Below are 26,793 nucleotides of genomic sequence, written 5' to 3'. Positions count from 1 at the left end.
CGGTCCATCCTCGCCGATGCTCAGCACTCGATGACGTTGACCGCGAGACCACCCTCGCTGGTCTCTTTGTACTTCGTCGACATATCGAGTCCCGTCTGCCGCATGGTCTCAACGACCGCGTCGAGGGAAACGTAGTGGTTGCCATCTCCGCGCAGCGCCAGGCGCGCAGCGGTGACGGCGGTCGATGCCGCGATGGCGTTTCTTTCAATGCACGGGATCTGCACGAGCCCGCCGATCGGGTCACACGTGAGCCCGAGGTGGTGTTCCATCGCGATTTCGGCGGCGTTCTCGATCTGTCGATTGGTGCCGCCCATCACCGCGGTGAGGCCCCCAGCCGCCATCGCACACGCGGATCCGACTTCGGCCTGGCATCCGCCTTCGGCGCCGGAGATTGAGGCGTTGGCTTTGAAGAGCGAACCAAGCGCCGTTGCTGTCAGCAAGAACCGGCGGATTCCGCGACGCCGATTCGCTTCCGCCGTCTGTTCTTCGTCGAGGTCGCTACCCGCTTCCAACGCCCTGGCGCCCTGCTCGAAGCCGAGAAGAGCACTACCGACCAGCTCGCCATGCGGGGTAACCGCGTTGCCGGCTCCGAGGCCAGAGTCGGCGAGAAAGCGCCACCAATACATCGCGACAGCGGGGAGAATTCCGGCTGCACCGTTTGTGGGAGCGGTGACGACTCGGCCACCCGCCGCGTTTTCTTCGTTGACTGCCAGCGCGAAAGCCCCCAGCCACTCACCGGGAAGTTCACGATGCCCCTCCGCCTCGGTTTCTTCCAGTTGCCGACGGATCACGCCAGCGCGGCGCTTCACTTTCAAAATGCCGGGGAGCGTTCCTTCCGAGTGCAGCCCCGCATTCACGCACGCGGCCATCGCATCCCAGATCGCATCGAGGCCAGCGGCGACGTCTTCTTCGCTGCGCACCGACGTTTCGTTCAGCCGTGCAATCTCGGCTATCGACAGCCCGTTCTCATCACACAGCGAGATAAGAGACGCGGCATCGGCGTATGAATAGGGGAAGTCAGAGGTCGAGAGCTTCGCGTCTTCGCCGTCTCTGCGGATGAAGCCTCCACCCACTGAGTAGTACGTGTGCTCGTCGACGACCGTGCCGTCTTCTGCCCAACCCGTGAGAGTCATCGCGTTCGGATGCCCTGGCAAACGCGTGCGCGGGGCGAAAGCGATGTCTTCCTTCGAGAACGCAACGCCGTGTTCCCCGTTGAGCTGCAGGGTGTCGCCCGCGGGGAAGTTCGTCCACGCCAACCGCACATCGGAAGGATCGCAGGTTTCAGGCGAGAGCCCGCGCAGGCCTGCGACAACAGCATCAGGCGTGCCGTGTCCGATGCCGGTCGCTCCAAGCGATCCATAAAGCGTGCATCCCACCCGTGAGACGAGGGTGAGCGAGCCGCTTGCGCTCATCCTGCGGGCGAAGTCGAGCGCCGCCCACATCGGTCCGACGGTATGAGAGCTCGAAGGCCCCACTCCAATGGAGAAAAGGTCAAAGGCAGAGACGTACGCTGTCACCTCGTCAGGCTACGCCGGATTGTCGGAATCTGTTCCTTCTGCGTGTCACCGCTCTCGTCAAGCCCCTTCATTAGAGCCATTGAAGGGGGCATTCTGAACGGAACTAATCGCGGAAGGGAATGTGATGACCAACAACACCCCAGAATCTGACCCCGCCGAAGAGCTCTCCCCCGAGGCCCAGACGCCGACCCCTACTCCTTCATCCGATGCGGAGGAGGGGGAGGTGAAGACGCCGACTGAGGCTGAGTCCGCCGAAGAAGCAGACTCAGATGAAGTGCCCAGCACCGAGGAGCTGGAGGAACCCAGCACCGAGAAAGCTCCGGGCGAGGAGCCCAAGGCGCCCAGTCGCAACGAACCAGAGCCCGACCATGAGGCCGTCGGCATCGGAGTCGTCGACGCCGAAGCCCCTCCCGCCGACTAGCCCTCTCCCTCGACTAGCTCCCGCCCTCAGCCCGCTCCGCCCTCAGCTAGCTCAGGCGCCCACCACTCAGCCCGCTCCCGTCGCACTTTCTGTCGCCCAAACGGCGTTTGGGCGACAGAAAGTGCGACGGGAGCAAGGTGGGGGTGGGGTGGGGACGGGAGCAAGGGGGTGGTGGGGGCGCGGGGCTATTCCAGGAGCTTGCCGGCGGGGTCGACCTCGCGGATGAGGTCGGCGATCTCGGGAGAGATCGGCGGGATCGACTCGCGCGTGACTCCTGTGGTGGGAGACCAGACGAGGTTCACCTGCAGGGTCGGGTCTGTGTAGGGAAAGTCGCTGCGGTTGTGGCATCCACGGCTTTCCTGCCGCTCGAGCGCCGCCTCAAGGGTGGCCCTGGCCGCCAGCGCAGATGCCTTCAGATCAAACGCGTGGGCGAGGTCCTGGAAGCCAGCAATATCGGGGTGGATCCCGACATCTTCCATCCGCCCCTCGATCATGTCGAGGTCAGCGAGACCCGCCAGTAGCCCTTCCTCTGACCGCACGACGCCCGCATACTCCGTCATAAGATTGCGGATCGCGCGTTGCAATGCCCGCACGTTCTCGCGACCATCTGCCGAGAGCAGGTCGGAGATCTCGGCTCGTGCCTGCGCCACCGCGTCGGCCGAGCGATGTTGCGCTTCTCGCCCAGCCGCATGCGCCATCGCGGCTTGACCGACGATCCGGCCGTAGACCAAAAGCTCGATCAGAGAGTTGCCACCGAGGCGGTTCGCGCCGTGCAGCCCACTGGCGGCCTCGCCAATCGCATACAGCCCTTCGACGTCGGTCTGATGGTCGTCCGGACGCACCCACACGCCGCCCATCGAATAGTGCGCTGTTGGTGCGATCTCGATCGGTTGCGCGGTGATGTCGAGCATCTGCAGCTCCATCATCGTCTGGTACACCCGGGGCAGACGACTCATAATCGTCTCGCGCGGCAGGTGGGATACATCGAGCCACACACCGCCGTTCTCGGTGCCGCGCCCCTCTTTAATCTCGGTGTAGGCGGCGAGCGCGACCCGATCGCGAGTCGACAGCTCCATGCGTTCCGGGTCGTAGTTCGCCATAAACCGCTCACCGAGAGCGTTGCGCAAGACGCCGCCTTCGCCGCGGGCGGCCTCGGAGATCAGCGTCCCTGCGGCATTTTCTGGCTCGATGATGCCGGAGGGGTGGAATTGCACCAGCTCCGGGTCGCGCAATCGTGCACCTGCGTCGACAGCAAGACGGAAGGAGTCACCGGTGTTCTCATCACGCCGCGACGACGTGCGACGCCAGATGCGGTTGTGCCCGCCGGCGGCCAGAATCACTGAGTCCGCGTGGATCAGATAGCGAGTGCCGTCAGCCTGGTCAAAACCGTAGGCCCCGAAGATCACGTTGTCGCGCACGAGCAGGCGCGTGATGTACACATGATCGAGAATGGGGACCTCGAGCTGTTCGGCTTTGCGAACCAGGGTGCGCTGAATTTCGAGTCCGGTGTAATCGCCGGAGAATGCCGTGCGACGGAACGTGTGGGCGCCGAAGAATCGCTGCGAGATGCGGCCGTCATCTTCCCGCGCAAAGTCCATCCCCCACCGCTCCAGATCACGGATGCCGCGCTCCGCCCCCTGCGTCACAATCTCGACGGTGTGTGGGTTGGCGAGCAGATAACTTTCTTTGATCGTGTCGGCCGCGTGCTGTTGCCAACTGTCTTCGGTGTCCATCGTGCCGAGGGCAGCATTGATCCCACCGGCGGCGAGGGACGTGTGCGCATCTTGGCGTGGGCGCTTTCCCACAGCCAGCACGTCAACACCGTGCTCGGCTACTTCAATAGCCGCTCTGAGTCCCGAGCCGCCGGTGCCGATGACGAGGACTGTGGTGGAGATCTGACGTTCGCGGGTAGCCATGATGCCACGCTAATTAGGCGATCCTAATTACTCCAATGCATAGTTCGACTTGAAACCATGCGGGTAGGCTATGGTCATGAACCTCGAGCAACTCCGCGGGTTCGTCGAGGTCGCGCGGTGGGAACATTTCACCCGCGCCTCCGAGCACCTGCACCTGGCGCAACCTTCACTGAGCCGGCAGATCTCGACTCTCGAACGCGAGCTTGGCGCAGAACTGTTCCACAGGGCGCGCGGCCACATCGCCCTCACCGCCGCTGGCGAAACCCTCCTCCCCCGTGCACAGCGCATGCTTGCTGAAGCCGAGGCGATCCGCGATGAGATGGGTGAACTGGCAGGACTCCGTCGCGGACGCGTGCGGCTGGGCGCTCCTCCTACCCTGTGCGTCAGCCTGGTCGCCGAGGCGATCAGCTCGTTTCACGGAGCGCACCCCGCTGTCGATCTTCATCTGACCGAGGGCGGCTCCCGTCTGCTTGTCGAACAACTCGCTGTCGGCGCCGTCGACATCGCCCTCATCACCGCGTCCGATGGCTTGCCGCCCGCGGGTGTGAGCCTGACGCAGACGCCGCTACTCGCCGAAGAACTGGTGGTGGTCTCCGCCGCTACCCAACCGCCACTGTCTGCCAACCAGCACCTCGATCTGGAACAGCTGGCGCTCCTCCCTCTCATCGGCTTCGATGAGAGTTATGAGCTGAGAGCCATAACGGATGCCGTGTTCCGCGCGGCCGATCTGACGCCTAATTTGGTCTTGGAAGGCGCCGAAATGGAGAGCGCACTCCGGTTTGTGGAGCGCGGAATGGGCGTCGCGATCGTTCCGGCGATGGTGTTGCTCGACCGCCCGACCCTGCGCTCTATTCGACTGTCGCACCAGACGATGAGGCGCACAGTCAGCCTCGCGCACCGGTCAGACGTTACGCCGGCGGTTGCCGTGGCAGCGATGCGCAAGACAATCCTCGCGACCGCAGCCGATGTCGCTCGCCGCGACCCGGCGATCACCAGCCTGATCTAGCACTCGACGGCTACGTCAAAGGCAGCTAAGAAAGCACTACATCCGCACGAGGGTTCACCCGACACGACCGGTGGGGTCGCGGTTGAGGCAAAGTTCGTCGACAAACCTGGCGCGTCGTCTATCTATGAAGGAACGGCTCCAAAGTTTCTCCTAGACAAGGCACTGGGTGATTTCGACCGAGAGATCACCCGCTAAGTAAGTGCACTCCTCAATCCATCGAACCCACTCACCCGCCTCGATATCGTCGTCGCGACCCCAGCAGCTCGCGACTTTCTTGCCACTAGGCTCTCAACATTGATCGGTAATAGCGGTGCCGAGTGGTCCACACGAGCGGGGGCGAACTAGCATGATGATTTTGACGAGAGATAAGTCGCCCATCCTCGACGCGGAGCGGGTGCAATCCATCGCAGAAAAGCTTTTTGGAACGGGAACTTCAACGCTCTATCAGCAATCTTCGGACAGCATTCAGTACACAGTCGCGATCGACCCAAAAGAGGGAACTCCATTCTCAATTCGGCAGTTAGGCGAGGGTCATATTTCGACTGACGGCACGGAGTCACAGGACAACAGATTCGCCGCAGCCCTGCGTTCAGCGCTTCCCAGCAACTTCAACCGGATCGTCGCAGTCAACATCCCGTCGAACACATACGTGGACCTCATCCCAGGGATCACACCAGAGCAGATCCGTTCCGGCTGGCGACCGGTAGACGAAGGCGGCTTCGAGTAACGGTTTCACGTCGAGGGCCGACTCTCCCACGGTCATATCGACCGGTGTCGAGCAATTACATGCGTCGTCCATAGACCCGACCATGATGTGTGCGAAATCATCTGATTCCGCACACATCTGAGACCGAGGCTCGAACACCGCGACACGCGACGCACAGCGTCTCGGAAGTCGTCTCTGAGGTGGACGTGTCTCAGAAGTCGAGCGAGCGGGATTCTGAGATGGGGAGGCTAGGGTACGCACGAGCTTCTTGAATACGCGCGCCCCGGCGACACCATCGTCGTCTACCCGATGTCGCGGCTGGGCAGGTCACTGACCGGTGTGGTCGGCACGCTCAAGGAGTTGCAGGCTCTCGGCATCGGATTCGCCCACGCCAACCTCACCATTCAACACATCCGCAGCGCCGGCGGATTGCCCGAAGCAATGGCGAAAGGGCCGCAACTCGCATCCTCGCTCGTCCAAATGGTGCACAACATCATCCGTGACGTACTCTCCCAGCTCGTCGGAGCAGCGATCTCTGTCGACGGCTAAGCCAAAGCAGCCAAGAAAGCAGAAACCCCCGACGCTTGCGCGACGGGGGTTTCTTTACTGTCTCAACACAGTGTGCGCCCGAAGGGACTCGAACCCCTAACCTTCTGATCCGTAGTCAGATGCTCTATCCATTGAGCTACGGGCGCCCAGCCCGCTCAGCGGGCCGTGGAACAGCCTACAGCAGTCATGACGTGAAAGCGAAACCGAGCGTCAGTCGCTCTTCGCCTCGGTCTTCTGCTGTTTCTTTTGCCGCTTCGCCTTGGTGCGCTGTTCCGAAGAAAGCGCCTGCAAATCTACGAGCCGCAGCGCCTGCATTCGCGCTTCACGCATCCGCCCGTAGTCGGGATCTTGGTCTGGCCGCATGCCTTCGACCCGGAGCCGGCGATCGAGGTTATGGCGCACATCGGCCCACGCGGCATCTCTGGCCTCTTCGACGATCTCTGCAAGACGCTCGCGGTCTTCCATGACTTCACGCAAGCGCGCCCCCACGCCGGTGGACTGCTTGGCGCGCCTGCGCAGGTTTCGCACATCACGGTCGCGATAGTCGTGCGTGCCCACCGGATCGGAGTGTCGCCCCCTGGCGCGTTTACGCAACGCGGTGACGGCATCGGCGGCGTTTTCTGATTCTTCGGCCATAGCACGAAGCGCCTCGCGGGCGTCGTCGATGTACTTCTCCATGTCGAAGACTCCGCCTTCAGCGATGGTGCCGATGAGGATGTGATTCTTCACGGCCAGGCGCGCTGCAGCGATCGCAATCGCGACGCCTTCAGCGATAGCATCCGCTGTCCGTCCCACCGGTACCTCCTCTCCATGAGCGTACCGGTAACACTGGGGCCCGGTGTCGGCCAGAATGGTTCCTAATTAGCATGCCCCACACCTCCGACATCCGCACCTGCGGAGCCGGAAAGCCCCCGGCGGGAGACCCATGAAACGCCTCACACTCACCAACAGCACGACCGTGATCACCGGGGCAGCCAATGGGATGGGCGCAGATATTGCCCGCCTGCTTGCCGCGCAAGGCACCCACCTCGCTCTTGTCGACCATGATGCAGAGTCGCTCGCAAAGATTGCCGCCGAGCTCAACAACGTCACCGTTTCGACCCATGTCGTGGATCTTCGCGACGACGATGCCGTGTTCGCGGCGGCCGCAGAGATCAGCGCAGCCCACCCACAGGTCAACGCCCTGATCACCTGCGCGGGTTCCTCCATGCTCGGCAATCTCGACCAGCTCACAATGGAAGAAATGCGCTGGCTGACCGACGTAAACCTGTGGGGCACCGTGTCGATCACCAAAGCACTGCTCCCCGCACTGCGGGCGGCGCCTGCCGCACACATCACCCACCTGGCGAGCGTGTACGCCCTCGCCTCTCCTGCTGGACGCATCCCCTATGCAATGAGCAAATTTGCAGTGCGCGGCTTCTCCGAGGCATTGCGGCATGAACTTGAGGGCTCCTCCGTCTCTGTTGGCACCGTCTACCCTGCGGGAGTGCGGACCGGAATCATTCTGCATGGGCGCTTTGCCGCGGCGATCGACCCCGCCGTCGCCGCACGCGCGGCTGCCGCGCAGGCGAAGATGTATCACACAGAACCTGCCGATGCCGCGGCGCGCATCGTGCGCGCCACAGAGCGTCGGGAGGCGCGCACCATGGTCGGACGAGAGGCACGCCTCATCGACGTTCTTGTGCGAGTCGCCCCCTCGTCATACTGGCGGGCGATGCGTCGAGCATTGCGGGCAGCGATCGACACGACGACCCCGGCGTCATAACGGGCGAGCAGGCGCCCTCTTAGCGAACTGCACCGACCCAGATACCGGAAGCCCACGCCTGCTGCTCTCCGTTGCAGCCAACCGAACCAGGGTAGCCACGGACGACGGCCATGCAGTTGGCAAGAGACTCTGGATCGTTGCCGAACAGGGAGCCGTACGCACCGGACGATGTGAGAGCGCCCCACACCCGAAATTGATAGATGTGGGCGAGTTCGTGGGCCATCGCCCAGTTCAACTGGCTCGTGCTCCACCCTGCAATGTCAGCGCGGTACTTGATGTATCCGTTGCTGTTGGCACAGGCGGGCGCAGTGCCGCCTGCGCACGAAGCCGATTCGTAGAGTCCGATACCGCCACCGCCGACAAGATCAAGAGCGGCGCGCACCCGCGCATAGCCAGCGGATCCCCCACTCGTCGATGCGATGCCACCAGGAGCCACACTCTGCGCGGCCTGCCAGGTGTCGACTTCGGTGTCGACTTTCTCGGCGAGCGCATGCACGGTTGCCGTCGCGGCGGTCACCGTATCCGGGTCGGACTTCTCTGCCACGACGGCACCTTGGGCGGCGAGCGCCGCTGCGCGGTGGGTGGCAGTGTCGATTCTGCCCTCTGCCTCTTCAAGGGCAGAAGCGAGTGCCCCGATCTCGTGGAGAAATGCACTCCGCAGCGCGAGCACCGCTGCACGCTCGGCAGTGTCCTGCTCGGCCATCGCCACCACGCCCTCGAGATAGTCGGTGCGCTGTGTGGTGTCGTGGTACGTGGCAGCTAAAGAGGCGAGCTCTGCGACAGCGGCGCTTCGTTGCTTGTCGAGTGCGTCGGCGCGAGAAGCTACACCCGCAGAAAGCAGAATGGTGGCAGCGACCGTGATTGCTACCGCCCGCCGAATCATTTCAAGAAACCAGTCGTATCGGCGATCTTCGCGTCTTGCTCCGCAATCAGCGACCGCAGGGCAGTGAGTTCTTTTGCCAGCTCGAGGTTGTCGCTACGAGATTCGCTCAGAGCACGCTCAAGCCGCGCAATCTCTGCATCGATCGCGGCGATCCCGTCCACACGCTCGTGATCTGCGACGACAACCATAGCCATCCCACCCAAGAGCAGGAGCCCGCCAGCCGCGACAGCAAGACCTCGCATCTCGCTCCCCTGAACAACGTAACTAGTTTCGACCCAACTTCGATGGAATAAACATACAGCCATAACATTTCCGGCTGATCTCAGAAACCGGAACGCTCCGGGGTATGTGCAGACCGCTCAGCTGCCGCGCAGGGCGAGACGCTGCTCGGCGGCAGTTTGCCCGCTGGCAAGGTGCGCGGGGACGATTCGCCGCAACGTTTCTGTGTCGCGCGCGGCCATCGCTTCGAGAATGATGCGATGTTCGTCGGCCATCGCCAGCAGATTCTCGTGTTGACCAAACAACCAGCGCAACCGGGTGAGGAAGACAGCGATCAGCTCGCCTAACATCTCGTTGCTCGCCAGCTCGACAGCAACCTCATGAAATTCCGCTGCTGCCTTCCGCGCCCCTTCGGTGTCGTCTGCGCGCGCCGCCTCCAGCTCTCGCTCGTAGGCGCGACGCATGCGGCCGATACCGATCTCGTCGTGGCGCTCCGCGGCGAATATGAAAATGAGAGTCTCGAGAGCCTCGCGCACTTCAGCAAAATCTTGGATGTCCCGGCGAGTGAATTCGCGCACGACAGCCCACGTTCGCGGCCGAGCAACGACCACCCCCTCCGACACAAGGGTGCGAATGGCCTCTCGCACGGGAAGTCGAGAGACGCTGAGCTCGGCAGCGATGTCTCGCTCCACCAGACGGGATCCGGGAGCGCGGCGACCCAGCACGATGTCGTCACGAAGGATCCTCGTAACCCTGACCGATTCGAGTTCGCTGCTTGTGCCTACAGCCGCCGCCATTTTGGCATTCTCGCACTCCGCGGACCGCGCATCAACTTTTTGGTATCCCACTGTGACCGTGGAAACCTCAGTATCGTGCTCAGCTGCGCGCGAGCGCCTCTTCTGTCGCAACCCACGCGAGCATCGCGCACTTCACACGCGCGACATACTTGGAGACGCCGCCGAGGGCGGCGGCGTCGCCGAGCAGATCCTCATCCGGCTCGATCTTTCCGCGCGATCGCATCGCCTCGCGGAACGCAGAGATCCGCACCTCAAGATCCGGTACCGAGAGCCCTTCGGCGAGCTCGGCCAACAAAGACGCCGATGCCTGGGAGATGGCACAACCGTGACCTTCCCACGCGATCGCCTCAATACCGCCGTCGGCGTCGCGGTGCACCTGCAGCGTAATCTCGTCGCCGCAAGTGGGGTTCACCTGATGCGATTGCGCTGCGATCTCGTCGCGTAACCCGTAGCCGTGCGGTGTGCGCGAGTGATCCAGAATCAGCTCTTGGTAAAGGTTCTGCAGGTCGCTCATAGCCCCCTCCGGAAAAATTTGATGGCTTCGGCGACACCGTCGATCACGGCGTCCACCTCTGCTTCGGTTGTATACAGGTAGGTGCTTGCCCTGGTCGATGCCGTCACACCGAGGCGCCGGTGCAGCGGCTGCGCGCAGTGGTGCCCCACCCGCACCGCGATACCGCGGTCGTCGAGGAACTGACCCACGTCGTGTGAGTGGATGCCGGCGACATCGAAGCTGGCAAGCCCCACCCGAGGTAAATCGATATCGGCCCCCAGCACGCGCACACCGTCTATCTGCTGCAACCCGTCGACAAGGCGTCGACCGAACACGGCTTCATGTGCGGCGATACGCGGCATCCCCACCCCTGTGAGATAACCCACGGCTGCGGCGAGCGCGATCGCCTGGGATACCCGCTGGGTGCCCGCTTCAAAGCGCTGGGGTGGCGGGAGGTACTCGGCTTCTGTTGTCGTGACAGTCGTGATCATCGAACCGCCGGTGAGGAAGGGGGGCATCGCTGCCAACACTTCGCGCCGACCGTAAAGAGCACCGATCCCGGTGGGTCCGAGCATCTTGTGTCCAGAAATCACCGCGAAGTCGACGTCGAGCGCACGCACATCGAGAGGAAGATGGGGCACCGACTGACAGGCATCAAGAAGCGTCAGCGCACCGACTTCACGGGCAAGGGAGACGAGGTGCTCTGTCGGATTGACGACCCCGAGCACGTTAGAAACATGCGTGAAAGCAACCAGCTTGGTGCGTGCCGTGATCAGCTCGGCGGCGGCATCGAGGCGGAGGGCACCGTTGTCGTCCAATGGAATGACCCGCAGGGTGGCTCCGGTGCGAGCGGCAAGCTCCTGCCAGGGGATGAGGTTGGCGTGATGCTCCATCTCGGTCGTCACGATCTCGTCGCCCTCGCGAAGCCGGAAGCGCTCTGCCGCTGCGCCGCCACGCCCGAGGGAAGCATTCGACATGGAGTACGCGACCAGGTTGATCGCTTCGGTTGCGTTCGAGGTCCAGACGATCTCATCGTCTGCCGCGCCAACGAAGCGCGCCACAGCGGCTCTCGCATCTTCGAAAAGTTCGGTCGCCTCTGCCGCCAGCGTGTGCGCGCCACGGTGCACAGCGGAGTTCAAAGAGGCCGCAAAGTCGCGTTCGGTATTCAGTACGGAGATTGGGCGTTGCGAGGTCGCCGCTGAGTCAAGGTAAATGAGCGGGTGCCCCTGCACCTGTGCTCCCAGAATCGGGAAGTCTCCGCGGATGCGGCGCACTTCTGGCTCAGTCAGAGGGGCGATCACGTCGACGCCAGAAGAAACGCTCATCGTTCCAGTTTCCCACCTGGGAGACACCGCGGGGCACCGATTGACGCGTCTGGTGGACTCTGCACCTCTAGGCTCGTTCCATGATCGCTCCAGACACGCTGCTCACATTCGTGATCGCGGCGTTCGTGATGGTGGTCATCCCCGGCCCCACCGTGCTGTTCACCATCGGTCGAGCGATGTCTCTCGGCCGACTGGGCGGATTTCTCAGCGTCTTAGGCACGGCGATCGGCTCCGTCTTGTTGGTCGTGGCCGTCGCCCTCGGCGTCGGCACCGTGATTGCGCAATCCGTCGTGCTGTTCACGATCGTCAAGGTGCTGGGTGCCGGGTACCTCATCTTTCTGGGCATCCAGGCAATCCGCCATCGTAAAGACGCGGCGCAAGCGATCGTTGCGGAAAAGACGCAGCGCTCCGGATGGCGACTTTTGGGCGAAGGCTTTGTTGTGGGGGTCACGAATCCCAAGTCGATTGCGTTCTTCGTCGCGATTTTGCCGCAGTTTGTCGACCTGCAAGCCGGGTCCGTCCCCCTGCAACTCCTCGTGCTCGGCGTGATCGTTGTGGCGATCGGCGTCAGTTGCGATGTGTTGTGGGTGCTCCTGGCGAGTGCGGCGCGCGATTGGTTCGGACGCTCGCCTCAGCGCATCGAGGCCATGGGCGCAACGGGTGGCGCATTGATGATCGGCCTTGGCGCTTTCCTGTTGGTGTGGAGCGAGAAGCCCGCAACGGCATAGCCCGACGCTGGTCAATACATGCGCGGCTCAATACATGCGCGCGTACCGAGAACGAGCGACGCAGAACACGCCGTAGACCGCGAGGCCCACCCCGACCGCTCCCAGCAGTAGTGGCCCGAACGGCAGGGCGAGCAAGCTGTGCAGCGCGGCGTCGAGTCCCGCACCCTTTTCGGGGTCTTGCGTCACCGCAGCCGCCACGAAAAGTACGCCAGTCACGGTCACGGCGATGCCCTTGCCGAAGTATCCGATGACCCCCAGCGTCACGATGCCTTTGCCAGCCGCCCCCGAAGGCAGATCAAGAAGCTTCTCGAAGCTGCGGGTGAAGCCGCCGACGATGAACCCGATGCCCACACCGGCCACCGTGAGTCCGATGATGATGAGCACGATCATCCCTCCCGGTGCTGCCAGCACGGTGGCGCTGAGGGTCTTCGACGACTCCTCCGAATCAGCGCTCCCGCCCAGGGCGTAGGTGAAGGCCATGCCTGCGATTACGAGGTAGGCGAGCGCCACACCAAACAGCCTGATCCGGCGCCCCCACTTTTTCTTCTCTTCTGGGTCGGAGGCGAGGAAGGCGCTCGCCACCTGCCACACCGCCAACGCGAACAGGCCTACAGCGATGGAGAGAAGAAGGATTCCGCCGAAAGGATTCTGTCGAATCTGCTCCATGGCACCGTCCTGATCGGCGTCTCCCGAGGCGCCAGCGGCGATAGAGATCGCAATCGACCCGATGATGATGTGGATCAGACCCAGAACGACGAACCCGACGCGGGCGACTCGTCGAAACACCGATGACTCTTTGGCGACGCGTGCGGCATGTTTGACGGTGCTCATCTGTGCAGGCTATCGGCAGAGGACAGACGACAAGGAGGGGCTTGATTTCCGTCGAGCACGTCTGATCTTCTCGTCTATGCGTCGCGCGCCACCGGCTGCCTCAGGATGGTGCGCAGTTTTGCTGGAGCAGTGCGGCGCATGTCGCTCAGGTAGATCTCGTGGTGCAGGCCCCGGAGCCGGAGCCGGTTTTCTGGGACGAACCGGTGATGCAAATCGTCGAGCACAGGACCCTCGTCGTCGAATGCACCGACATGAAGGGTCTGCACGCTGAGCCCCTCATCTAATGTCTCAAGTCGCACAGCCGACAACGCGGGCAACGGCGTCTTCTTCTTTTCGGCCTTTCGGGCAACCGCTTCCACAGCGTCCGCACACATCGCTGCGGTGACGTGATCGCCGACCATGATCATCAGTGTCCAGAGCCACGCCGACTTATCGCGTTGCGAGGTAAACGCATCCATATCCGGAGCATGCCAGAGCCCCTCCAGCGGCATCACCACAGTGTCGATGCCGAGCGACTCTCTACTGGCAAACTTCAGCGTGTATGCCACCGGAAACAACGCGGAGACAGCATCAGCAAACATCGGCGACGTGTTGGGATCCCCCGCACCATCGACCATCAGGTACTGCAATGGGGGCACGTCGATGATCTGAAACTCGCCTCGTTTTGCCCGGTAGGCCTCCAGTGACTTCTTGGGGTCTTCCGCCACCATGGCGTCAGAGTTCGACAGGAGGAGTCGGCTCCGCTTCTGCAGTTTCTGGGTGGCGCGCGAGGTTGACGATCGCGGTGATCAGCCCTCCCCACACCGTAACCATGGCAACAATCATCATGACGATGGCGAGCGGAGTCATGCGTCCTCTCCCTTCGGTGCAGTTCCCACGACCGGGATCGAGGAGGTCTCGGGGTCTGGTTGGTACTTCTCTTCGACCAAGAAGTCGTCGTACTCCGGGTCATCCCTGGCGTGGGATCGTTTGCTCCACGGCACGGCAGAAAGCAGCAGCGCGGCCACGACCAGCGCGATCACCATGCCCCAACCGAAGATCGCGACAAACCACGTCGGGTATCCGCTGTAGGGCTCGGAGATCTTTGCGATGAGCTCGGTGATGAAGAGGTAACCGATCACGAGCGGAACAAGAACCCCGACGAGCATCTTCCAGACGAAGCCCACTTTGAAGCTGGAGCGTCGGTTGAGGTGCTCTACCAACACCGGCAGCTTGTGCAACATCCAGGCCACGACGATCACGGCGACGAGCGCGACGGCCATGATGCCGAAGGAGTTGACGAATGCGTCGGCAGTATCCAGCACCGACAACGCCGTTGTGGTGGAGAACAGCGCCATTGAAACGATGGAGAGCGGCACCGCAACCGTGAGCGTGGTGCGCACGCGCCCCCAACCCAGTTTGTCTTGCAGGGCGGCGACGACCACTTCGAGCACCGAGATTAGAGAGGTGATGCCGGCAAAGACCAGAGCGCCGAAGAACAGCACTCCAATGATTGAGCCACCTGTCGCCTGCGAAACGATCGTCGGGAAGGCCACGAACGCCAAACCGATCCCGGAGGAGGCAACGCCTGCGACATCGGTGCCCTGCGCCTGCGCCATGAATCCGAGAGCTGCGAACACGCCAATGCCGGCGAGGATCTCGAAGCTGGAGTTTGCGAAAGCGACAACCAGACCAGACCCTGTGAGATCGGTCTTGCGCTTGAGGTACGAGGAGTACGTCACCATGATGCCGAAGGCGACCGAGAGCGAGAAGAAGATGTGCCCGTAAGCCGAGGCCCAGACAGCCGGATCCGCCAGCGCCTCCCAGTTCGGGGTGAAGAAGGCGTTGAGCCCATCGACCGCTCCTGGCAAGAAGAGTGACTGCACGACGAGAATCGCGAACATGACCATCAGTAGCGGCGTCAAGATCATGTTCGCCCTGCCGATACCGCGCTTCACACCGAACGACATGATCGCAATGACGATCAGCCACGCGCCAATCAGCGGAATGCCCACCTGCGGGACGAACTCGGTGGAGACGCCCACCTTGGCCACGTCGGCGGACTGCAAGAAGTCAACAAAGAAGAAGTCGTTCTCGTTGCCAGGACCCCAGGTGAGCTGCGCGGAGAACCAGGTGTACATCGCCGCCCAGGCGACGATCACGGCGTAATACACCGCGATCACGACGCAGATCAGAACCTGCCACCACCCCAGAGGCTCCGCTGCGCGGTGCATCCGACGGAAGGCCAGCGGCGCCGAGCCACGGAACCGGTGCCCGATCGCGTAGTCGAAGAGCAACAGCGGAATTCCTGCGGTGAGCAGCGCACACAGGTACGGGATCAGGAATGCACCACCGCCGCCTTCGTAGGCGACATACGGGAATCGCCAAATGTTGCCAAGGCCGACCGCTGAGCCGATCGCCGAAAGGATAAAAACGTTCCGCGACCCGAATGCTTCGCGTTTATGGGTCTGCGTCGTAGCGGTGGCCATGCCGGGAGACTACCGGAGAATCAGAACAACGCACCACGTCAATAAAAAGTGGGGCCGGTGGCGAACGCTACCGGCCCCACTTTTACCACACCACTAGGCAGAGGTAGCCAGCAACTCGGGCACTGGTTGGCTCGGGTGCGGGCGGTCGTCGAGGTCTTTCTGCAACTCCCACAGAGTGACCTTCAACTCTTCGCGCACCTGCGCATACTCCGGGCGGTGATAGACGTTGTGCAGCTCGTCTGGATCGACCTGCATGTCGTAGAGCTCCCACTCCGGAACGAACTGATGGGGGGAGGTTCCGGGGATCCCCATCCCGTCGTTGTAGAAATAGATCAGTTTGTACCGCTCGGTCCGCACTCCGTAGTGGGCCAAGGCATGGTGGTGCTGATCGTCGTTCTCGTAGTAGCGGTAGTAGATCGCGTCGCGGGTCGGGCGATCCGGCTCGTCGGTCAGCTGCGGCAGAAAACTCATTCCTTGCATCCGCGCGTGCGGCTCGACGCCGGCGGCCTCCAGAATTGTTTGCGCGAAGTCGACGTTGGTCACCATCTGCTCCATCGGTGCGCCAGGCGCAATGCGCGCAGGCCATGACACGAGCAGTGGCATCTTGATCGACTCTTCGTACATGAACCGCTTGTCGAACCACCCGTGATCCCCCAGGAAGAACCCCTGGTCAGAGGTGTACATCAGCAGAGTGTCATCGAAGTCGCCGCGCTCTTTGAGCCAGTCGACGACCCGACCGACGTTGTCGTCTACCGATGCGACACAGCGGAGGTAGTCCTCCATGTATCGCTGGTACTTCCACAGCGCCAACTCTTCCGGCGTCAACCCCTCCGGAGGGAACTCTTTGAGGTCTTCGATGGTGAGGTAGTCGGCGATACGCATCGTGGCGTGCTTCGCCGCACTGGAGCGGTCTGCGTAGTCATCGTCGAACGTGTCCGGCACGGGAATCGGATCGCGATACATGTCGGCATGCGCCGGGTCAGGTTCCCACGAACGGTGCGGTGCTTTGTGATGAATCATCAAGCACCACGGCTCATCACCGTCGAGCGACTCGACCCACTTCACCGAGAGGTCGGTGATGATGTCTGTGACGTACCCCGACTCGATGTGCACACCATCTTCGGTGAGCAGCTGCGGGTCAAAGTACTCGCCCTGATCACGCAGCACCGCCCACGAGTCGAAGTTTTGCGGGTTGTGCCCCTCCCCTTCTCCCATGTGCCACTTGCCGACGATGCCTGTGCGGTAGCCGGCCTCGCGCAGCTGAGAAATGAACGTCGGCTGGCTCGCATCGATGGGCGTTTCCAGCGTGCTCACCCCATTGATGTGGCTGTAGGTGCCCGTCAGGATCGAGGCACGACTGGGTGAACACAACGAGTTCGTCGCGTAGCAGTGGTCAACTCGCCGCCCTGCCGCTGCGATCTCATCGATGCGTGGTGTCTCGTTGACGACCGAACCATACGCGCTGATCGCGTGCGCAGCGTGGTCGTCGGTGAGAATGAGGACGATATTGGGACGTTTTTTCGTCATGCTTATCCCTTTCCAGATATGCGTTCGCCGGAGCGGGAGAACTCAGCCATCGATGCAAGATCGACAGGCTCCCACACTCCGGATTCCATCGATCGATAGCCCGCATCGATGATGCTGTTGTCGATCACCCCATCGGCGAGTGTCTGCATCGGGGCGACCCCGGCGTTGTAGCTGGCGATGAAGTGGTCGAACTGACCGTGGTAGCCATACGCCCACGGTTCATCAAGCACCGGACGGAGCCACCCGCGCGTGGCGCCTGCCTTTTCCATCACATAACCGAGGTCTTGGCCGGCGAATGCATCGAGTCCCGCTCCACCGGTCTCGTCTGCGCCCAACCACCCATTCGAGCCGTGAATCTCGCGACGAACGTCGAGCCCTGGCACATGGGTCCAGCCTGCCTCGACCTGCGCCACGCGGCCATCGTCGAAGCGCACCATCATCAAGGCGTTGTCTTCCGAGTCCACATCATCACGATCAAGGCGTGCGCCCCACGCGAAAACGTCAACAGGAGAAGCGCCCTCCAAGAAGTGACGACCGACGGCGACGCCGTGGCAGCCGAGGCCCCGAAGCGGTCCTCCGCCCATGCGTGCGGAATCAAGCGCATGCTTGTGCGGACTGCCGTGGGCCTCACGGGCGCGCACACTCAGTACGCGCCCGATCGCTCCCGCATCGACCATTGCCTTCGCTCGCACGACGGCGGGAGAGAACACGGCAGTTTCTGCATAGCCGTGCCACACCCCCGCCTCGGTGACGGCGGCGAGGCATGCTGCGGCCTCCGCGCCGCTGCGACCAAGAGGCTTCGTGCAGATCACCGCTTTGCCTGCGCTTGCCGCGGTGCTCACCACTTCGACGTGCGCATCTTGCGGCACAGCCACGACCACGATGTCGACATCTTCGCGCGCTGCGAGTTCGGCGGGTGTGCCCACCACAGCGGGCACACCGAACCTTTCGGCGAGCTTGTTGCCTTTATCTACATCGCGCGATGAAAGCACCGTTACCTCGTGACCACGCACATGCTGCAGTGCCTGCAGGAAGAAGTCAGCGACAAAACCTGCGCCGACGATGCCGAGCCTGACGTTCCCTGCTGTCACGACCGCGCTGCCATCGCCGCGGCGAACAGGTCGATGTTCACGAAGGTGGCTGGGTCATTGACCTCGTCCATCCGTCCTGTCGCTACGAAGACGTCTTCCAGGGATTCGAACTGGTCGAACGTCGTGCCGTCTTCGTTGTTCGCGAGGATCTCCTCTGACGGCGTCCACAGCGACACACTCGCCTGCTGTGCGAGCTGGTCGACCGGTGCGCCGGACTCGACAGATGCCCACTCGACGACCTGGTCGGTGTCTTCGATACGGAAGTCGTTGACCTCGGTGTACAGCTCGAGGAACCGCTGAACACCGTCGCTCTTCTCAGCCACTGCATCGTTGGAAGCGACCCACGCTCCCAGGAAAGCGGTGTCGGGGAAGTCTTCGTTCTTCGCGACGGTGATGGTCTCCGGAACGCTTTCCATGATCTGTGCGCTCAGCGGAGAGAAGATCGCAGCGACATCGATCTGCCCACCGACGTAGGCACTCACCACGTTGGGCGGGTCAAGAACCACCTTCTCGATGTCGTCCAGGGTGAGGTCGGCGGAAGCCAGCGCAAGCGCCAGGATCATCTCCGCAGAACCACCCTCAGGAACGCCCACTTTCTGTCCTTTGAGGTCTGCCGGATCTTCTACGCCGATGCCTGGCCGAGCGAGCACGACATCGCCGAGCGAGATCTCACTCGGGGCGATGACAGTGGCCTGACCTGTCGCGGGCAGCCATGCCGCCCCACCACCGATGTAGCCCACGTCAATCTGCCCTGCCTGCATGGCCTGAATCTGTGTCGGACCGTTGGTGAATGGTGTCAGCACAACATCGATGCCGTACTCCGCCCACAGGTCGAGTTCGTTGGCAGCGGCGATCACTCCCACACCGTTGATGCTGGTGTCGATGTAGCCGACGTTGAGCGATACACGCTCACGCGCGTCACCCCCAGAGTCGGTCGATGTGTCTGTGTCATCGGTGCTCGAGCATCCTGAGACGGTGAGGGCGATGGCTGCCGCTGCGGCGAGCGCTGCTACGGCCTTGGGGAATCGAAGGGAACTCATCATTGGGTCCTTACTGTGGGGGGGGGATTGCGGATTTAAACGGCGGGTTCTGGCTGGTGGTGCACGCCTCGCCACACGCGAGCGCGCAGTTCGGCGAACTCACTGGAAAGGCGCATCTCTTCGGTACGCGGGTATGGCAACGGCACATCGACGATCTCGCTGATGCGTCCAGGACGCGGACTCATTACGACGACACGATTAGCAAGGAACACGGCTTCATCCACGTCGTGGGTGATGAAGACGGCGGTACGCCGCTCTTTCTGCCATGTCTCCAGCAGGTTCTCCTGCATCTTCACTCTGGTGAGAGCGTCCAGTGCGCCAAAGGGCTCGTCCATCAGCAGGATCGACGGGTGCACCGCATACGCACGCGCAATCGCGCAGCGTTGCTTCATGCCTCCGGAGAGTTCTTTGGGCAGCGCGGCGCCGAAGTCAGCGAGCCCCACGAGTTCGAGGTAGTGCTGGGCTTGCTCGCGCCGTTCCTTCTTTTTGACCTTCTGGATCGCAAGACCGAACTCGACGTTCTGCAGGGCTGTGAGCCAGGGGAAAAGTGCGTACTGCTGAAAAATGACGCCGCGGTCAGGGCCAGGGCCTGTCACTTCGTTGCCGTTGACGAGCACTTCACCGCTGGTGGGTGGGAGGAGCCCTGCCATCAGGTTGAGCATCGTGCTCTTGCCGCAGCCACTCGGGCCAACGAGGGTGATGAACTCGCCCGTCGCTACGTCGAGATCGACGTTTTCGAGGCTCTTGACGGTGCCACGGGTGGTCTCGTAGTACTTAGAGACACCGCGTACTTCGATCATGCTGCTCATGCGCGAACCTCCTGCCATCCGGTGAGTTTGCGTTCGAGGAGCAGGAGCAGCCTGTCCATGATGAAGCCGAGGAGTCCGATCATGATGATGCCGACGACGATCCGGGGAGTGTCGAGGAACTGCGATGCGGCCTGCATCATGCGGCCGAGACCGAATGCGGCAGCGATGAGCTCGGAAGCCACCACTGTCGCCCATGCCGCGCCCAGCGCCACACGGGTACCCACGAAGATGAACGGCAGCGATGCCGGCACGACGACTTTGAGGAAGATCGTGCCGTCTTTTGCACCGAGCACGCGAGCGGCGTTGATGAGGGTGCTATCGACGTTTCGCACGCCCTGGAAGGTGGCGAGCACACACGAAAGGAAGGCGGCCAAGAAGATGACGAAGATCTTCGCTGGCTCCCCGATACCGAGGAACACGATGACCAGGGGGATGAGCGCAAGCGGCGGTACCGTGCGGAAGAACTGCACCCATGGCTCCAACAGCCCACGCCCCCAGCGGTACCAACCCATCAGGAATCCGGCAGGAATTGCGACTGCAACACCGAGCACAAATCCGGTGACGACGCGTTGCACACTGGCCGCGGTGTTCTTCCACAACGAGCCATCTGCGATCGCTTCGCCGAAGCTACGCACGACCTCTGGCGGTGTGGGAGCGAGCACGTTGTTGCTCAGCGCGGCAACGCCCCACCACAGCGCGATTCCCCCGACCAGCGTCGAGACGTAGAGCCATGTGAGGGGCTTCGGTTTGCCCTGTTCTGCGAGCGACCTGCGCCGCGCCGAGCCGGTTTTACGCACCGTCTCGTTGGCGAGAGTCACCGCCTCCATCTGCGGTTTGATGTCAGTCAACTCGATCCCTTCGTTGCGATGTGAGTTCGTGATTTTGCTCAGTGCGAGCGGGTAGTCGTGAGTAACGGCGTACCGAAGACAAACTGATCGAGAGCCACAGTGGCCGCGCCGATCATGCCTGCGTCTGCACCGAAGTGCGCCGGTTGAATGCGGATGGTGTCGCGCAAAAGCGGCAACACCTGAATAGGAATGCTGGCGCGCAGTTCGTCGATCAGCACGGGAGAGAGGTCGCTCAGCAAGCCGCCCAAGACAATGAGCTGCGGGTTCAACAGGTTGATGATGTTGAGCAGCGCGCTGGTGACGTACTCCACGATCTCGTCGCGGATCGCAATCGCCCGGCTATCGCCTTCGACGACGAGGTCAACGAGTTGCTGAGACCAGGCATGGTCATTGCGATCCGGCGACGCGCTGATCAGCCCGGCAGAGAGCATCCGCGCCTTGACGGCAACGTCGCTGACGACTGTCTCGAGGCATCCGCGGCCACCGCAATTGCAATGCACCCCATTGGGAACGACGCGCATGTGACCGATTTCTGCCGCACCGTGCGTGCCACCGCGGTATTCGCGGCCACCCAGAATCAGACCAGCTCCGACGCCTGTCCTGCTGTAGACGAAGACCAGGCTTTCGAGTCCTTGACCGGCGCCATATCGAGCTTCGCCCACGGCCATCGCGCGCACGTTGTGATCGACGACAACCTCCACCCCCAGGGCATCCTCGAAGTAGTCGGCCATGTGCACCTCGCTCCAACCGAGGTTCTGAGAGCTGAGGTTCACGCGCTGATCATCATCGACGAGGCCGGCTGCGCCGACGCCAAGCCCGCGCACCTGTGCGGTTGTGACGTGGGCTGTCTCCATCACCCTCCGGAGCATCTCGACGGCCAAAGCCATCACATCTTCCGGTTGCGCAGGCAACGAAAAATCAATCAGCTCAGAGGCCAGCACCTCTCCGGTGAGGTCGACCACGCCCACTTGCAGCACCCCTGCACCGATCTGCGCCGAGAGGACGAAGTGGCTGCGAGAGACCAATGCCACGTTCGAGCTCGGACGCCCGAGTTTCGGGAGTCCGCTCTCTGGACCGGGCGTGACGTCGACGACGAGGCCCGAATCGAGAAGCTCGGCGACCACGTTGGTGACCGCAGGGGCGCTGAGCCCTGACCGCTCTGACAGCTGACGACGGGAGAGATCCCCATAGGTGCGCAGCAGCTGCAACAGGATGCGGCGGTTGTGCTGTCGCACACTCGCCGCGTTGAGGTGCGCCGCTTGCACCCTTTTATTTTGCATGTATGAAAAGTAACCTTGCGTAGGTTCAGTGTCAACCATTTCTCGCAAACCAACCGCGCGGCAAACGTCCACACACTCCTAGGCTGGACGTCGTGACTTCTCCCCTTGGTGAACAGTTTGTGCTCGACGACGGCAACGTCCGTGTCGAGATCGGTGCCCTCGCGGCCGTGCTCCGGGAAGTGCGGGTCGGAGGCGTGCGTCTCACCGAGACGGTGGCCCCTCACACGCTTCCTTCGCACGGGTGCGGAATAGTGCTCTCCCCCTGGCCGAACCGCGTGAAAGACGCTCAATGGACCCTCGATGGCGGCGTGCAGCAGCTCGACGTCACCGACGTTGCCAGAGGGAGCGCGATCCACGGCCTCCTGCGCAACACCGCATACCAGGTGCGCGACCGATCCGATCGATCGCTGTCGCTGGGCGCCACTATCTACCCGCAGCACGGCTGGCCGTTTCTTGTCGAAACCTGGGTCACGTACCAACTCGAGCACGACGGTCTCACCGTGACTCACGGCGCCAAAAACCTGTCTGAGCACGCGGCACCCTGGGCAGTCGGCGCGCACCCCTACTTCCGCGTCGGCGAGACCCCGACCGACGACCTCACCCTTCGCGTCGGCGGAGAGTCCTACCTCGAACTCGACGACCGCCTCAACCCCGTGGCAGAACACGCCGTCGCCGACACCGCCTTCGACCTGCGCTCACCGCACTCGCTTGCTGGCGCAGATCTCAACGTCGCCATTGGCCAGTTGGCGAATACCGGCGAGCGCGCCGAAGTGGCGCGACTAGAAGCACCAGGTGGCGCAGCTACCGCCGTCTGGGCCGACTCGGCTTTTCGCTGGCTTCAGGTGTTCACCCCAGCAGACTTCCCCGGCCAAGACGGCACAGGGCGCGCCGTCGCACTCGAGCCCATGTCTGCACCACCGAATGCGCTCAACTCCGGCACCGACCTCATCTGGCTGGAATCAGGCGACAGCCACGAAATCTCGTGGGGTGTGCGCTACTCGCCAGCGAGCTAGGTTCTGTTCAGCGAGCTAATTTCTGTCGCCTCACACAGAGTCGCGCAGCACGACTTTTGTCGGGAGCGTCACCCGAAACGGACCCGCGTCTGGCTGGGTGATCAAATCGCGCAGCGTACGAACCATCAAGCTGCCGAGCTCATCGAAGGGTTGCGCGATCGTCGTCAGGCGCGGCTCGACTGCCGTTGCGATGACAGTGTCATCGAAAGAGACAAGAGAGAGGTCGTCCGGCACCACGCGTCCGCGCGACCGCAACGTCGCAAGCGCTCCGGCGGACATGAGATCGTTCATCACGAAAACGCCGTCAACAGTGGGATCCCTGTCGAGAATCTCTGCCATCGCTACCGCTCCTCCCCCTTGGAGAAAGTCAGCGTGAGCCACGAGATCATCCGCAATGCCGTGGGCCTTCAGGCATTCAGACCACCCACGCAGACGGTCTTGGGTAACGCCCAGCTCCATCGATCCCGTGATGACGGCGATTCGTCGTCGTCCCGCTTTCACCAGGAGTTCTGCGGCAGTGCGCGCTCCGCCCACGTTGTCAGAATCGACGTACGACACATCGAGATCGTCTGACTCCAACGGTCGCCCTAGATAGACAACCGGAACCGCTGCGTCGGACAGCAGGCGAGGGAGCTCCGTCGTGTGCGCCTCGAGAAAGACCATGGCGCCGTCGACATGACTCGCCGACAGGAAGCGCAAGAATTTCTCATCCGTCTCACCCGCAGCACGAATGACCATGACGAGTTGCTGCTCTGAGGCGGCGACCTCACGAATGACACCCTGCATAGCGGCAGAGAGAAACGAGTTCCCGATGTCCCAGATATCGGTTTCGGGAATGATGAGCGCGACGGAGTCGTGCCGACCTCGCGCCAGCGATCTCGCCGCCGGGTTCGGACGGAAGCCGAGCGTTTCGGCGGCATTCAGCACAGCCTGAGCGCGAATTGGCTTTACCGTCGCCACCCCGTTCATGGCACGCGACGCGGTTGTCCGCGATACGCCAGCAAGCCTTGCGACGTCGTCGAGAGTTACCACTACGCCTCCCCCGTTCTGCAACCTCGAGCTGATTCGCCATCAAAGGAAGCGCTACCTTTTGTTGCCGGATCGCAACATTCCGAGCAGGGAAGAGCGCTTGCGCATCCGTTCATTTGCACTTACGGTACCAGTATCGCAAGAAAGGAAGCGCTTCCTTTTTGACGCAGCGCCTAACTCATGCGAGCCAACGATGGCTAAATCGACTCAATGTGGAGGAACGAATGAAGGCAAGACGGACTCTCACCGCGATGGTCGCTGGTGGTGCCGCCCTGGCACTCCTGGTCGGCTGCTCAGGCGGCTCTTCCGGCGCTGATGGCGGGAAGATCGAACTGAACGTGTGGACGTTTGGCGGCATGGGCTTAGACGAAGCCTTCGCCAAGTACCAGGAAGAAAACCCGAACGTCACGCTGAAGATCACCAATGCGGGTGGCGCCGACGAGCAAGCACAAGCGCTCACCACGGCACTCGCCGGCGGCAAGGGCCCTGACGTGGCAGCCATCGAGATTGGCTACATGTCGCAGTTCAAGGCACAGCCGCAGAACTTCATCGACCTGCGCACCCTTGGTGCAGATGACATCGAAGATACCTTTCTTGACTGGCGCTGGGAACAGGGCGTTGCCGCCGACGGTGAGGTCGTAGGAATCCCCACCGACGTGGGCGGATTGGCCATGGCCTACCGCACCGACCTCTTTGAGGCCGCCGGGCTCCCGACCGACCGCGACGAAGTCAGCGCTCTCTGGCCCACGTGGGAAGACTTCATCAAGGTGGGCGACGAGTACCGTGCTGCTACAGGCAAGGGCATGGTCGACAACGTCACCAACTCGGTCTACAACGCAGCCGTCCGCCAGGGCAACGAGATGTACTACGGCGACGGACCAGACGACCTGGTCTACGACAGCAACCCGCAGGTGCAAAAGGCCTTCGACCTAGCAGTGGATTCGGTCAACCTGTCATCGAAGACAGGTTCATTCAGTGAAGAGTGGAACGCCGGCATGAACAACGGTGATTTCGCCGTGCTGGCCGCACCCGCGTGGATGACGACGTACATCTCGCAGCAGGCACCAGACACGGCCGGCAAGTGGGACATCGCCGCCGTTCCCGAAGATGCAGGCAACTGGGGCGGAAGCCAGCTCACCATTCCGAAGAACTCGAAGAACGCACAGGCGGCTTTCGACTTCATCTCGTGGTTGATGGCCCCAGAGCAGCAGCTCGACATCTTCCAGGCGAACGGCAACTTCCCCTCGACGCCGGAGCTCTACGACACCCCTGACATCCAGGAGTTCACGAGCACGTTCTTCAATGACGCACCCGTCGGACCGATCTACTCGCAGAGCGTCGAGGCGATCCAGCCCATCTACGAAGGCCCGCAGCAGCGCATCATCGACAACGCGATTCAGAACACCATCGGTCAGGTGGAAAACGGCGAAGAGTCGGCATCCGGAGCGTGGGACCGCGCTATGGACAACGTCAAGACGGCTCTTAAGTAGCCCATCCCTCTGACGGGGTCGAGCGAGATGTTCGCTCGACCCCGTCCCCGCACAAGCGAAAGAAGTTCACTGTGGAACTCACGACCTCCCCACCGGCGGAGAAGTCGAAGAGAGCGTCAGCTCGCGTCACGTCGCGCAAGATCCGCTCGGCCAGCCGAATGGATACGGCGTCACCGTACCTATACGTCGCGCCTTTCTTCATCATCTTCGGCATCTTCGGACTGTTTCCGACACTGTTCACCTTCTACGTCGCCCTGTTCGAGTGGAACCCCATCGGAGAGCAAACGTTCATCGGTTTCGAGAACTTTGCGACGCTCTATGGCGACCCGCGCTTCTGGAATGCGCTACGCAACACGTTCAGCATCTGGATCCTGTCCACTGTGCCGCAACTGCTGTTCGCGCTCTTCCTGGCACAGCTGCTGAACAACGCGCGGCTCAAGTTCGCAAACTTCTTCCGCATGGCAATGCTGGTGCCGTACATCACCTCAGTGGTGGCCACCACGATCGTCTTCGCATCGCTGTTCGGACGTGACTACGGCCTTATCAACTTCTTTCTCGGTCTGTTCGGCATCGAGAACATCGACTTCGAGGCGAACACCCTCGGCAGCCACATCCTGATCGCCACGATGGTGATGTGGCGTTGGTTTGGCTACAACACCCTCATCTACCTCGCTGCACTGCAGGCCATTCCCAAAGACATCTACGAGGCGGCAGCCATCGACGGAGCTGGCGGAGTCAAGCAGTTCTTCTTTGTGACCATTCCCTCGTTGCGTCCGGTGATTATCTTTACGGTCATCGTGTCCACAATCGGCGGCCTCCAGATCTTCACAGAGCCTCTACTGCTCTCCTCCCCCGGGCTCACCGGTGGGTCAGGCCGGCAGTACCAAACGCTCACACTCTTCCTCTACGAGCAAGGCTTCGGAAACTTCGAGTTCGGTTACGGCTCAGCGATCGGCGTGGTGCTGTTCCTGCTGATCGTCGCCTTCTCGATCATCAACTTCTTCCTGTCCCGGCGAATCTCGTCGGACGATTGAGAGCGACA

27 protein-coding genes, 1 tRNA gene and 1 pseudogene are annotated in these 26,793 nt (G+C 62.2%); 9 read left to right on the top strand and 20 right to left on the bottom strand.

The window, feature by feature from the left end:
* Positions 1-20: 20 nt before the first annotated feature.
* The gene (locus tag AB0O87_RS05135) at positions 21-1,517 is read right to left on the bottom strand and encodes an L-serine ammonia-lyase, iron-sulfur-dependent, subunit alpha (protein ID WP_363512356.1); all 1,497 of its coding nucleotides are present in this window, start codon (positions 1,515-1,517) and stop codon (positions 21-23) included.
* A 124-nt stretch (positions 1,518-1,641) separates the two neighbouring features.
* Here AB0O87_RS05135 and AB0O87_RS05130 point away from each other — a divergent pair, with 124 nt between their 5' ends.
* Positions 1,642-1,938 (top strand): hypothetical protein, encoded by a 297-nt coding sequence (locus AB0O87_RS05130; RefSeq protein WP_363512354.1) that lies wholly within the window; start codon positions 1,642-1,644, stop codon positions 1,936-1,938.
* Positions 1,939-2,123: 185 nt separating this feature from the next.
* Here AB0O87_RS05130 and AB0O87_RS05125 read toward each other — a convergent pair whose 3' ends face one another.
* Positions 2,124-3,854 (bottom strand): FAD-binding protein, encoded by a 1,731-nt coding sequence (locus tag AB0O87_RS05125; protein WP_363512352.1) that lies wholly within the window; start codon positions 3,852-3,854, stop codon positions 2,124-2,126.
* A gap of 76 nt (positions 3,855-3,930) precedes the next feature.
* On the opposite strand from AB0O87_RS05125, the gene AB0O87_RS05120 reads away from it, so the two are divergent.
* From AB0O87_RS05120 to AB0O87_RS05110, 3 genes and pseudogenes are all read left to right on the top strand, one after another.
* Positions 3,931-4,860, top strand: coding sequence for a LysR family transcriptional regulator (locus AB0O87_RS05120; protein ID WP_363512350.1), 930 nt, complete (start codon positions 3,931-3,933; stop codon positions 4,858-4,860).
* A 346-nt stretch (positions 4,861-5,206) separates the two neighbouring features.
* Positions 5,207-5,587, top strand: coding sequence for a hypothetical protein (locus AB0O87_RS05115; RefSeq protein ID WP_363512348.1), 381 nt, complete (start codon positions 5,207-5,209; stop codon positions 5,585-5,587).
* A gap of 249 nt (positions 5,588-5,836) precedes the next feature.
* Positions 5,837-6,115: pseudogene (locus tag AB0O87_RS05110) on the top strand (recombinase family protein); the annotation flags it as partial.
* Positions 6,116-6,188: 73 nt separating this feature from the next.
* Here AB0O87_RS05110 and AB0O87_RS05105 read toward each other — a convergent pair.
* Together AB0O87_RS05105 and AB0O87_RS05100 are read right to left on the bottom strand one after the other, a co-directional pair.
* Positions 6,189-6,261, bottom strand: a tRNA-Arg gene (locus tag AB0O87_RS05105).
* 64 nt (positions 6,262-6,325) lie between these two features.
* Positions 6,326-6,910 carry an asparagine synthase gene (locus AB0O87_RS05100; protein ID WP_363512346.1) on the bottom strand — a complete coding sequence of 195 codons (585 nt, stop codon included), beginning with the start codon at positions 6,908-6,910 and terminating at the stop codon, positions 6,326-6,328.
* Between the two features lie 130 nt (positions 6,911-7,040).
* On the opposite strand from AB0O87_RS05100, the gene AB0O87_RS05095 reads away from it, so the two are divergent.
* Positions 7,041-7,880: an SDR family NAD(P)-dependent oxidoreductase gene (locus AB0O87_RS05095; RefSeq protein ID WP_363512344.1), complete on the top strand. Its 840-nt coding sequence runs from the start codon at positions 7,041-7,043 to the stop codon at positions 7,878-7,880.
* A 19-nt stretch (positions 7,881-7,899) separates the two neighbouring features.
* Here AB0O87_RS05095 and AB0O87_RS05090 read toward each other — a convergent pair whose 3' ends face one another.
* The 5 genes from AB0O87_RS05090 to AB0O87_RS05070 all read right to left on the bottom strand — a co-directional run bounded on the left by AB0O87_RS05090 (position 7,900) and on the right by AB0O87_RS05070 (position 11,597).
* Positions 7,900-8,763, bottom strand: a complete 864-nt coding sequence (locus AB0O87_RS05090) for a hypothetical protein (protein WP_363512342.1) — start codon at positions 8,761-8,763, stop codon at positions 7,900-7,902.
* Positions 8,760-9,005 (bottom strand): hypothetical protein, encoded by a 246-nt coding sequence (locus AB0O87_RS05085; RefSeq protein ID WP_363512340.1) that lies wholly within the window; start codon positions 9,003-9,005, stop codon positions 8,760-8,762. Before AB0O87_RS05085 ends, AB0O87_RS05090 begins: the two co-directional genes overlap by 4 nt.
* Before the next feature lie 117 nt (positions 9,006-9,122).
* Entirely contained in the window at positions 9,123-9,779 is a 657-nt protein-coding gene (locus AB0O87_RS05080; RefSeq protein ID WP_363512338.1) for a GntR family transcriptional regulator, read from the bottom strand.
* Positions 9,780-9,858: 79 nt separating this feature from the next.
* Positions 9,859-10,293, bottom strand: coding sequence for a Fe-S cluster assembly sulfur transfer protein SufU (gene sufU, locus AB0O87_RS05075; RefSeq protein WP_363512336.1), 435 nt, complete (start codon positions 10,291-10,293; stop codon positions 9,859-9,861).
* The gene (locus tag AB0O87_RS05070; protein ID WP_363512334.1) at positions 10,290-11,597 is read right to left on the bottom strand and encodes a SufS family cysteine desulfurase; all 1,308 of its coding nucleotides are present in this window, start codon (positions 11,595-11,597) and stop codon (positions 10,290-10,292) included. Before AB0O87_RS05070 ends, sufU begins: the two co-directional genes overlap by 4 nt.
* A gap of 80 nt (positions 11,598-11,677) precedes the next feature.
* On the opposite strand from AB0O87_RS05070, the gene AB0O87_RS05065 reads away from it, so the two are divergent.
* The gene (locus AB0O87_RS05065) at positions 11,678-12,325 is read left to right on the top strand and encodes a LysE family translocator (protein WP_363512332.1); all 648 of its coding nucleotides are present in this window, start codon (positions 11,678-11,680) and stop codon (positions 12,323-12,325) included.
* 27 nt (positions 12,326-12,352) lie between these two features.
* On the opposite strand, the gene AB0O87_RS05060 is transcribed toward AB0O87_RS05065, so the two are convergent.
* The 10 genes from AB0O87_RS05060 to AB0O87_RS05015 form a co-directional block, all read right to left on the bottom strand.
* Positions 12,353-13,156 (bottom strand): DUF1206 domain-containing protein, encoded by an 804-nt coding sequence (locus AB0O87_RS05060; RefSeq protein ID WP_363512330.1) that lies wholly within the window; start codon positions 13,154-13,156, stop codon positions 12,353-12,355.
* Positions 13,157-13,230: 74 nt separating this feature from the next.
* Complete coding sequence (locus AB0O87_RS05055) at positions 13,231-13,866, bottom strand: GyrI-like domain-containing protein (RefSeq protein WP_363512329.1); 636 nt, start codon at positions 13,864-13,866, stop codon at positions 13,231-13,233.
* Between the two features lie 4 nt (positions 13,867-13,870).
* The gene (locus AB0O87_RS05050) at positions 13,871-14,005 is read right to left on the bottom strand and encodes a methionine/alanine import family NSS transporter small subunit (RefSeq protein WP_363512327.1); all 135 of its coding nucleotides are present in this window, start codon (positions 14,003-14,005) and stop codon (positions 13,871-13,873) included.
* Entirely contained in the window at positions 14,002-15,624 is a 1,623-nt protein-coding gene (locus tag AB0O87_RS05045; protein WP_363512325.1) for a sodium-dependent transporter, read from the bottom strand. Before AB0O87_RS05045 ends, AB0O87_RS05050 begins: the two co-directional genes overlap by 4 nt.
* Positions 15,625-15,717: 93 nt before the next feature.
* Complete coding sequence (locus AB0O87_RS05040) at positions 15,718-17,151, bottom strand: sulfatase (RefSeq protein WP_363512324.1); 1,434 nt, start codon at positions 17,149-17,151, stop codon at positions 15,718-15,720.
* Positions 17,152-17,153: 2 nt separating this feature from the next.
* On the bottom strand, positions 17,154-18,242 hold the full coding sequence (locus AB0O87_RS05035; protein ID WP_363512322.1) for a Gfo/Idh/MocA family oxidoreductase: 1,089 nt from the start codon (positions 18,240-18,242) through the stop codon (positions 17,154-17,156).
* Complete coding sequence (locus AB0O87_RS05030; RefSeq protein WP_363512320.1) at positions 18,239-19,282, bottom strand: ABC transporter substrate-binding protein; 1,044 nt, start codon at positions 19,280-19,282, stop codon at positions 18,239-18,241. Before AB0O87_RS05030 ends, AB0O87_RS05035 begins: the two co-directional genes overlap by 4 nt.
* A gap of 35 nt (positions 19,283-19,317) precedes the next feature.
* Positions 19,318-20,091 carry an ABC transporter ATP-binding protein gene (locus tag AB0O87_RS05025; protein ID WP_363512318.1) on the bottom strand — a complete coding sequence of 258 codons (774 nt, stop codon included), beginning with the start codon at positions 20,089-20,091 and terminating at the stop codon, positions 19,318-19,320.
* Positions 20,088-20,939, bottom strand: a complete 852-nt coding sequence (locus tag AB0O87_RS05020; protein WP_363512316.1) for an ABC transporter permease — start codon at positions 20,937-20,939, stop codon at positions 20,088-20,090. Before AB0O87_RS05020 ends, AB0O87_RS05025 begins: the two co-directional genes overlap by 4 nt.
* Before the next feature lie 38 nt (positions 20,940-20,977).
* Positions 20,978-22,219: an ROK family transcriptional regulator gene (locus AB0O87_RS05015; RefSeq protein ID WP_363512314.1), complete on the bottom strand. Its 1,242-nt coding sequence runs from the start codon at positions 22,217-22,219 to the stop codon at positions 20,978-20,980.
* Positions 22,220-22,311: 92 nt separating this feature from the next.
* Here AB0O87_RS05015 and AB0O87_RS05010 point away from each other — a divergent pair, with 92 nt between their 5' ends.
* A complete protein-coding gene (locus AB0O87_RS05010) occupies positions 22,312-23,232 on the top strand; it encodes an aldose 1-epimerase family protein (protein ID WP_363512312.1) in 921 nt (306 codons plus the stop codon).
* 30 nt (positions 23,233-23,262) lie between these two features.
* Here AB0O87_RS05010 and AB0O87_RS05005 read toward each other — a convergent pair whose 3' ends face one another.
* Entirely contained in the window at positions 23,263-24,264 is a 1,002-nt protein-coding gene (locus AB0O87_RS05005; RefSeq protein WP_363512310.1) for a LacI family DNA-binding transcriptional regulator, read from the bottom strand.
* Between the two features lie 221 nt (positions 24,265-24,485).
* Here AB0O87_RS05005 and AB0O87_RS05000 point away from each other — a divergent pair, with 221 nt between their 5' ends.
* Entirely contained in the window at positions 24,486-25,751 is a 1,266-nt protein-coding gene (locus AB0O87_RS05000; RefSeq protein ID WP_363512308.1) for an extracellular solute-binding protein, read from the top strand.
* A 71-nt stretch (positions 25,752-25,822) separates the two neighbouring features.
* A complete protein-coding gene (locus AB0O87_RS04995; protein WP_363512306.1) occupies positions 25,823-26,785 on the top strand; it encodes a sugar ABC transporter permease in 963 nt (320 codons plus the stop codon).
* Positions 26,786-26,793 lie beyond the last annotated feature (8 nt).

This window comes from Microbacterium sp. NPDC076768, from assembly GCF_040687205.1.
In the GTDB taxonomy this organism is placed as follows: Bacteria; Actinomycetota; Actinomycetes; order Actinomycetales; family Microbacteriaceae; genus Microbacterium.
Note: the sequence above shows the minus strand (reverse complement) of the source record. Positions and strands in the feature narration are given on the sequence as shown.

Coding starts and splice junctions, on each gene's coding strand:
- AB0O87_RS05090 (WP_363512342.1), bottom strand. CDS start 8,763: ATGATTCGGCGGGCGGTAGCAATCACGGTCGCTGCCACCATTCTGCTT.
- AB0O87_RS05060 (WP_363512330.1), bottom strand. CDS start 13,156: ATGAGCACCGTCAAACATGCCGCACGCGTCGCCAAAGAGTCATCGGTG.
- AB0O87_RS05095 (WP_363512344.1), top strand. CDS start 7,041: ATGAAACGCCTCACACTCACCAACAGCACGACCGTGATCACCGGGGCA.
- AB0O87_RS05040 (WP_363512324.1), bottom strand. CDS start 17,151: ATGACGAAAAAACGTCCCAATATCGTCCTCATTCTCACCGACGACCAC.
- AB0O87_RS05025 (WP_363512318.1), bottom strand. CDS start 20,091: ATGAGCAGCATGATCGAAGTACGCGGTGTCTCTAAGTACTACGAGACC.
- sufU (WP_363512336.1), bottom strand. CDS start 10,293: ATGAGCGACCTGCAGAACCTTTACCAAGAGCTGATTCTGGATCACTCG.
- AB0O87_RS05000 (WP_363512308.1), top strand. CDS start 24,486: ATGAAGGCAAGACGGACTCTCACCGCGATGGTCGCTGGTGGTGCCGCC.
- AB0O87_RS05080 (WP_363512338.1), bottom strand. CDS start 9,779: ATGGCGGCGGCTGTAGGCACAAGCAGCGAACTCGAATCGGTCAGGGTT.
- AB0O87_RS05130 (WP_363512354.1), top strand. CDS start 1,642: ATGACCAACAACACCCCAGAATCTGACCCCGCCGAAGAGCTCTCCCCC.
- AB0O87_RS05115 (WP_363512348.1), top strand. CDS start 5,207: ATGATGATTTTGACGAGAGATAAGTCGCCCATCCTCGACGCGGAGCGG.
- AB0O87_RS05120 (WP_363512350.1), top strand. CDS start 3,931: ATGAACCTCGAGCAACTCCGCGGGTTCGTCGAGGTCGCGCGGTGGGAA.
- AB0O87_RS05085 (WP_363512340.1), bottom strand. CDS start 9,005: ATGCGAGGTCTTGCTGTCGCGGCTGGCGGGCTCCTGCTCTTGGGTGGG.
- AB0O87_RS05030 (WP_363512320.1), bottom strand. CDS start 19,282: ATGAGTTCCCTTCGATTCCCCAAGGCCGTAGCAGCGCTCGCCGCAGCG.
- AB0O87_RS05065 (WP_363512332.1), top strand. CDS start 11,678: ATGATCGCTCCAGACACGCTGCTCACATTCGTGATCGCGGCGTTCGTG.
- AB0O87_RS05015 (WP_363512314.1), bottom strand. CDS start 22,219: ATGCAAAATAAAAGGGTGCAAGCGGCGCACCTCAACGCGGCGAGTGTG.
- AB0O87_RS05055 (WP_363512329.1), bottom strand. CDS start 13,866: ATGGTGGCGGAAGACCCCAAGAAGTCACTGGAGGCCTACCGGGCAAAA.
- AB0O87_RS05045 (WP_363512325.1), bottom strand. CDS start 15,624: ATGGCCACCGCTACGACGCAGACCCATAAACGCGAAGCATTCGGGTCG.
- AB0O87_RS05050 (WP_363512327.1), bottom strand. CDS start 14,005: ATGACTCCGCTCGCCATCGTCATGATGATTGTTGCCATGGTTACGGTG.
- AB0O87_RS05125 (WP_363512352.1), bottom strand. CDS start 3,854: ATGGCTACCCGCGAACGTCAGATCTCCACCACAGTCCTCGTCATCGGC.
- AB0O87_RS05070 (WP_363512334.1), bottom strand. CDS start 11,597: ATGAGCGTTTCTTCTGGCGTCGACGTGATCGCCCCTCTGACTGAGCCA.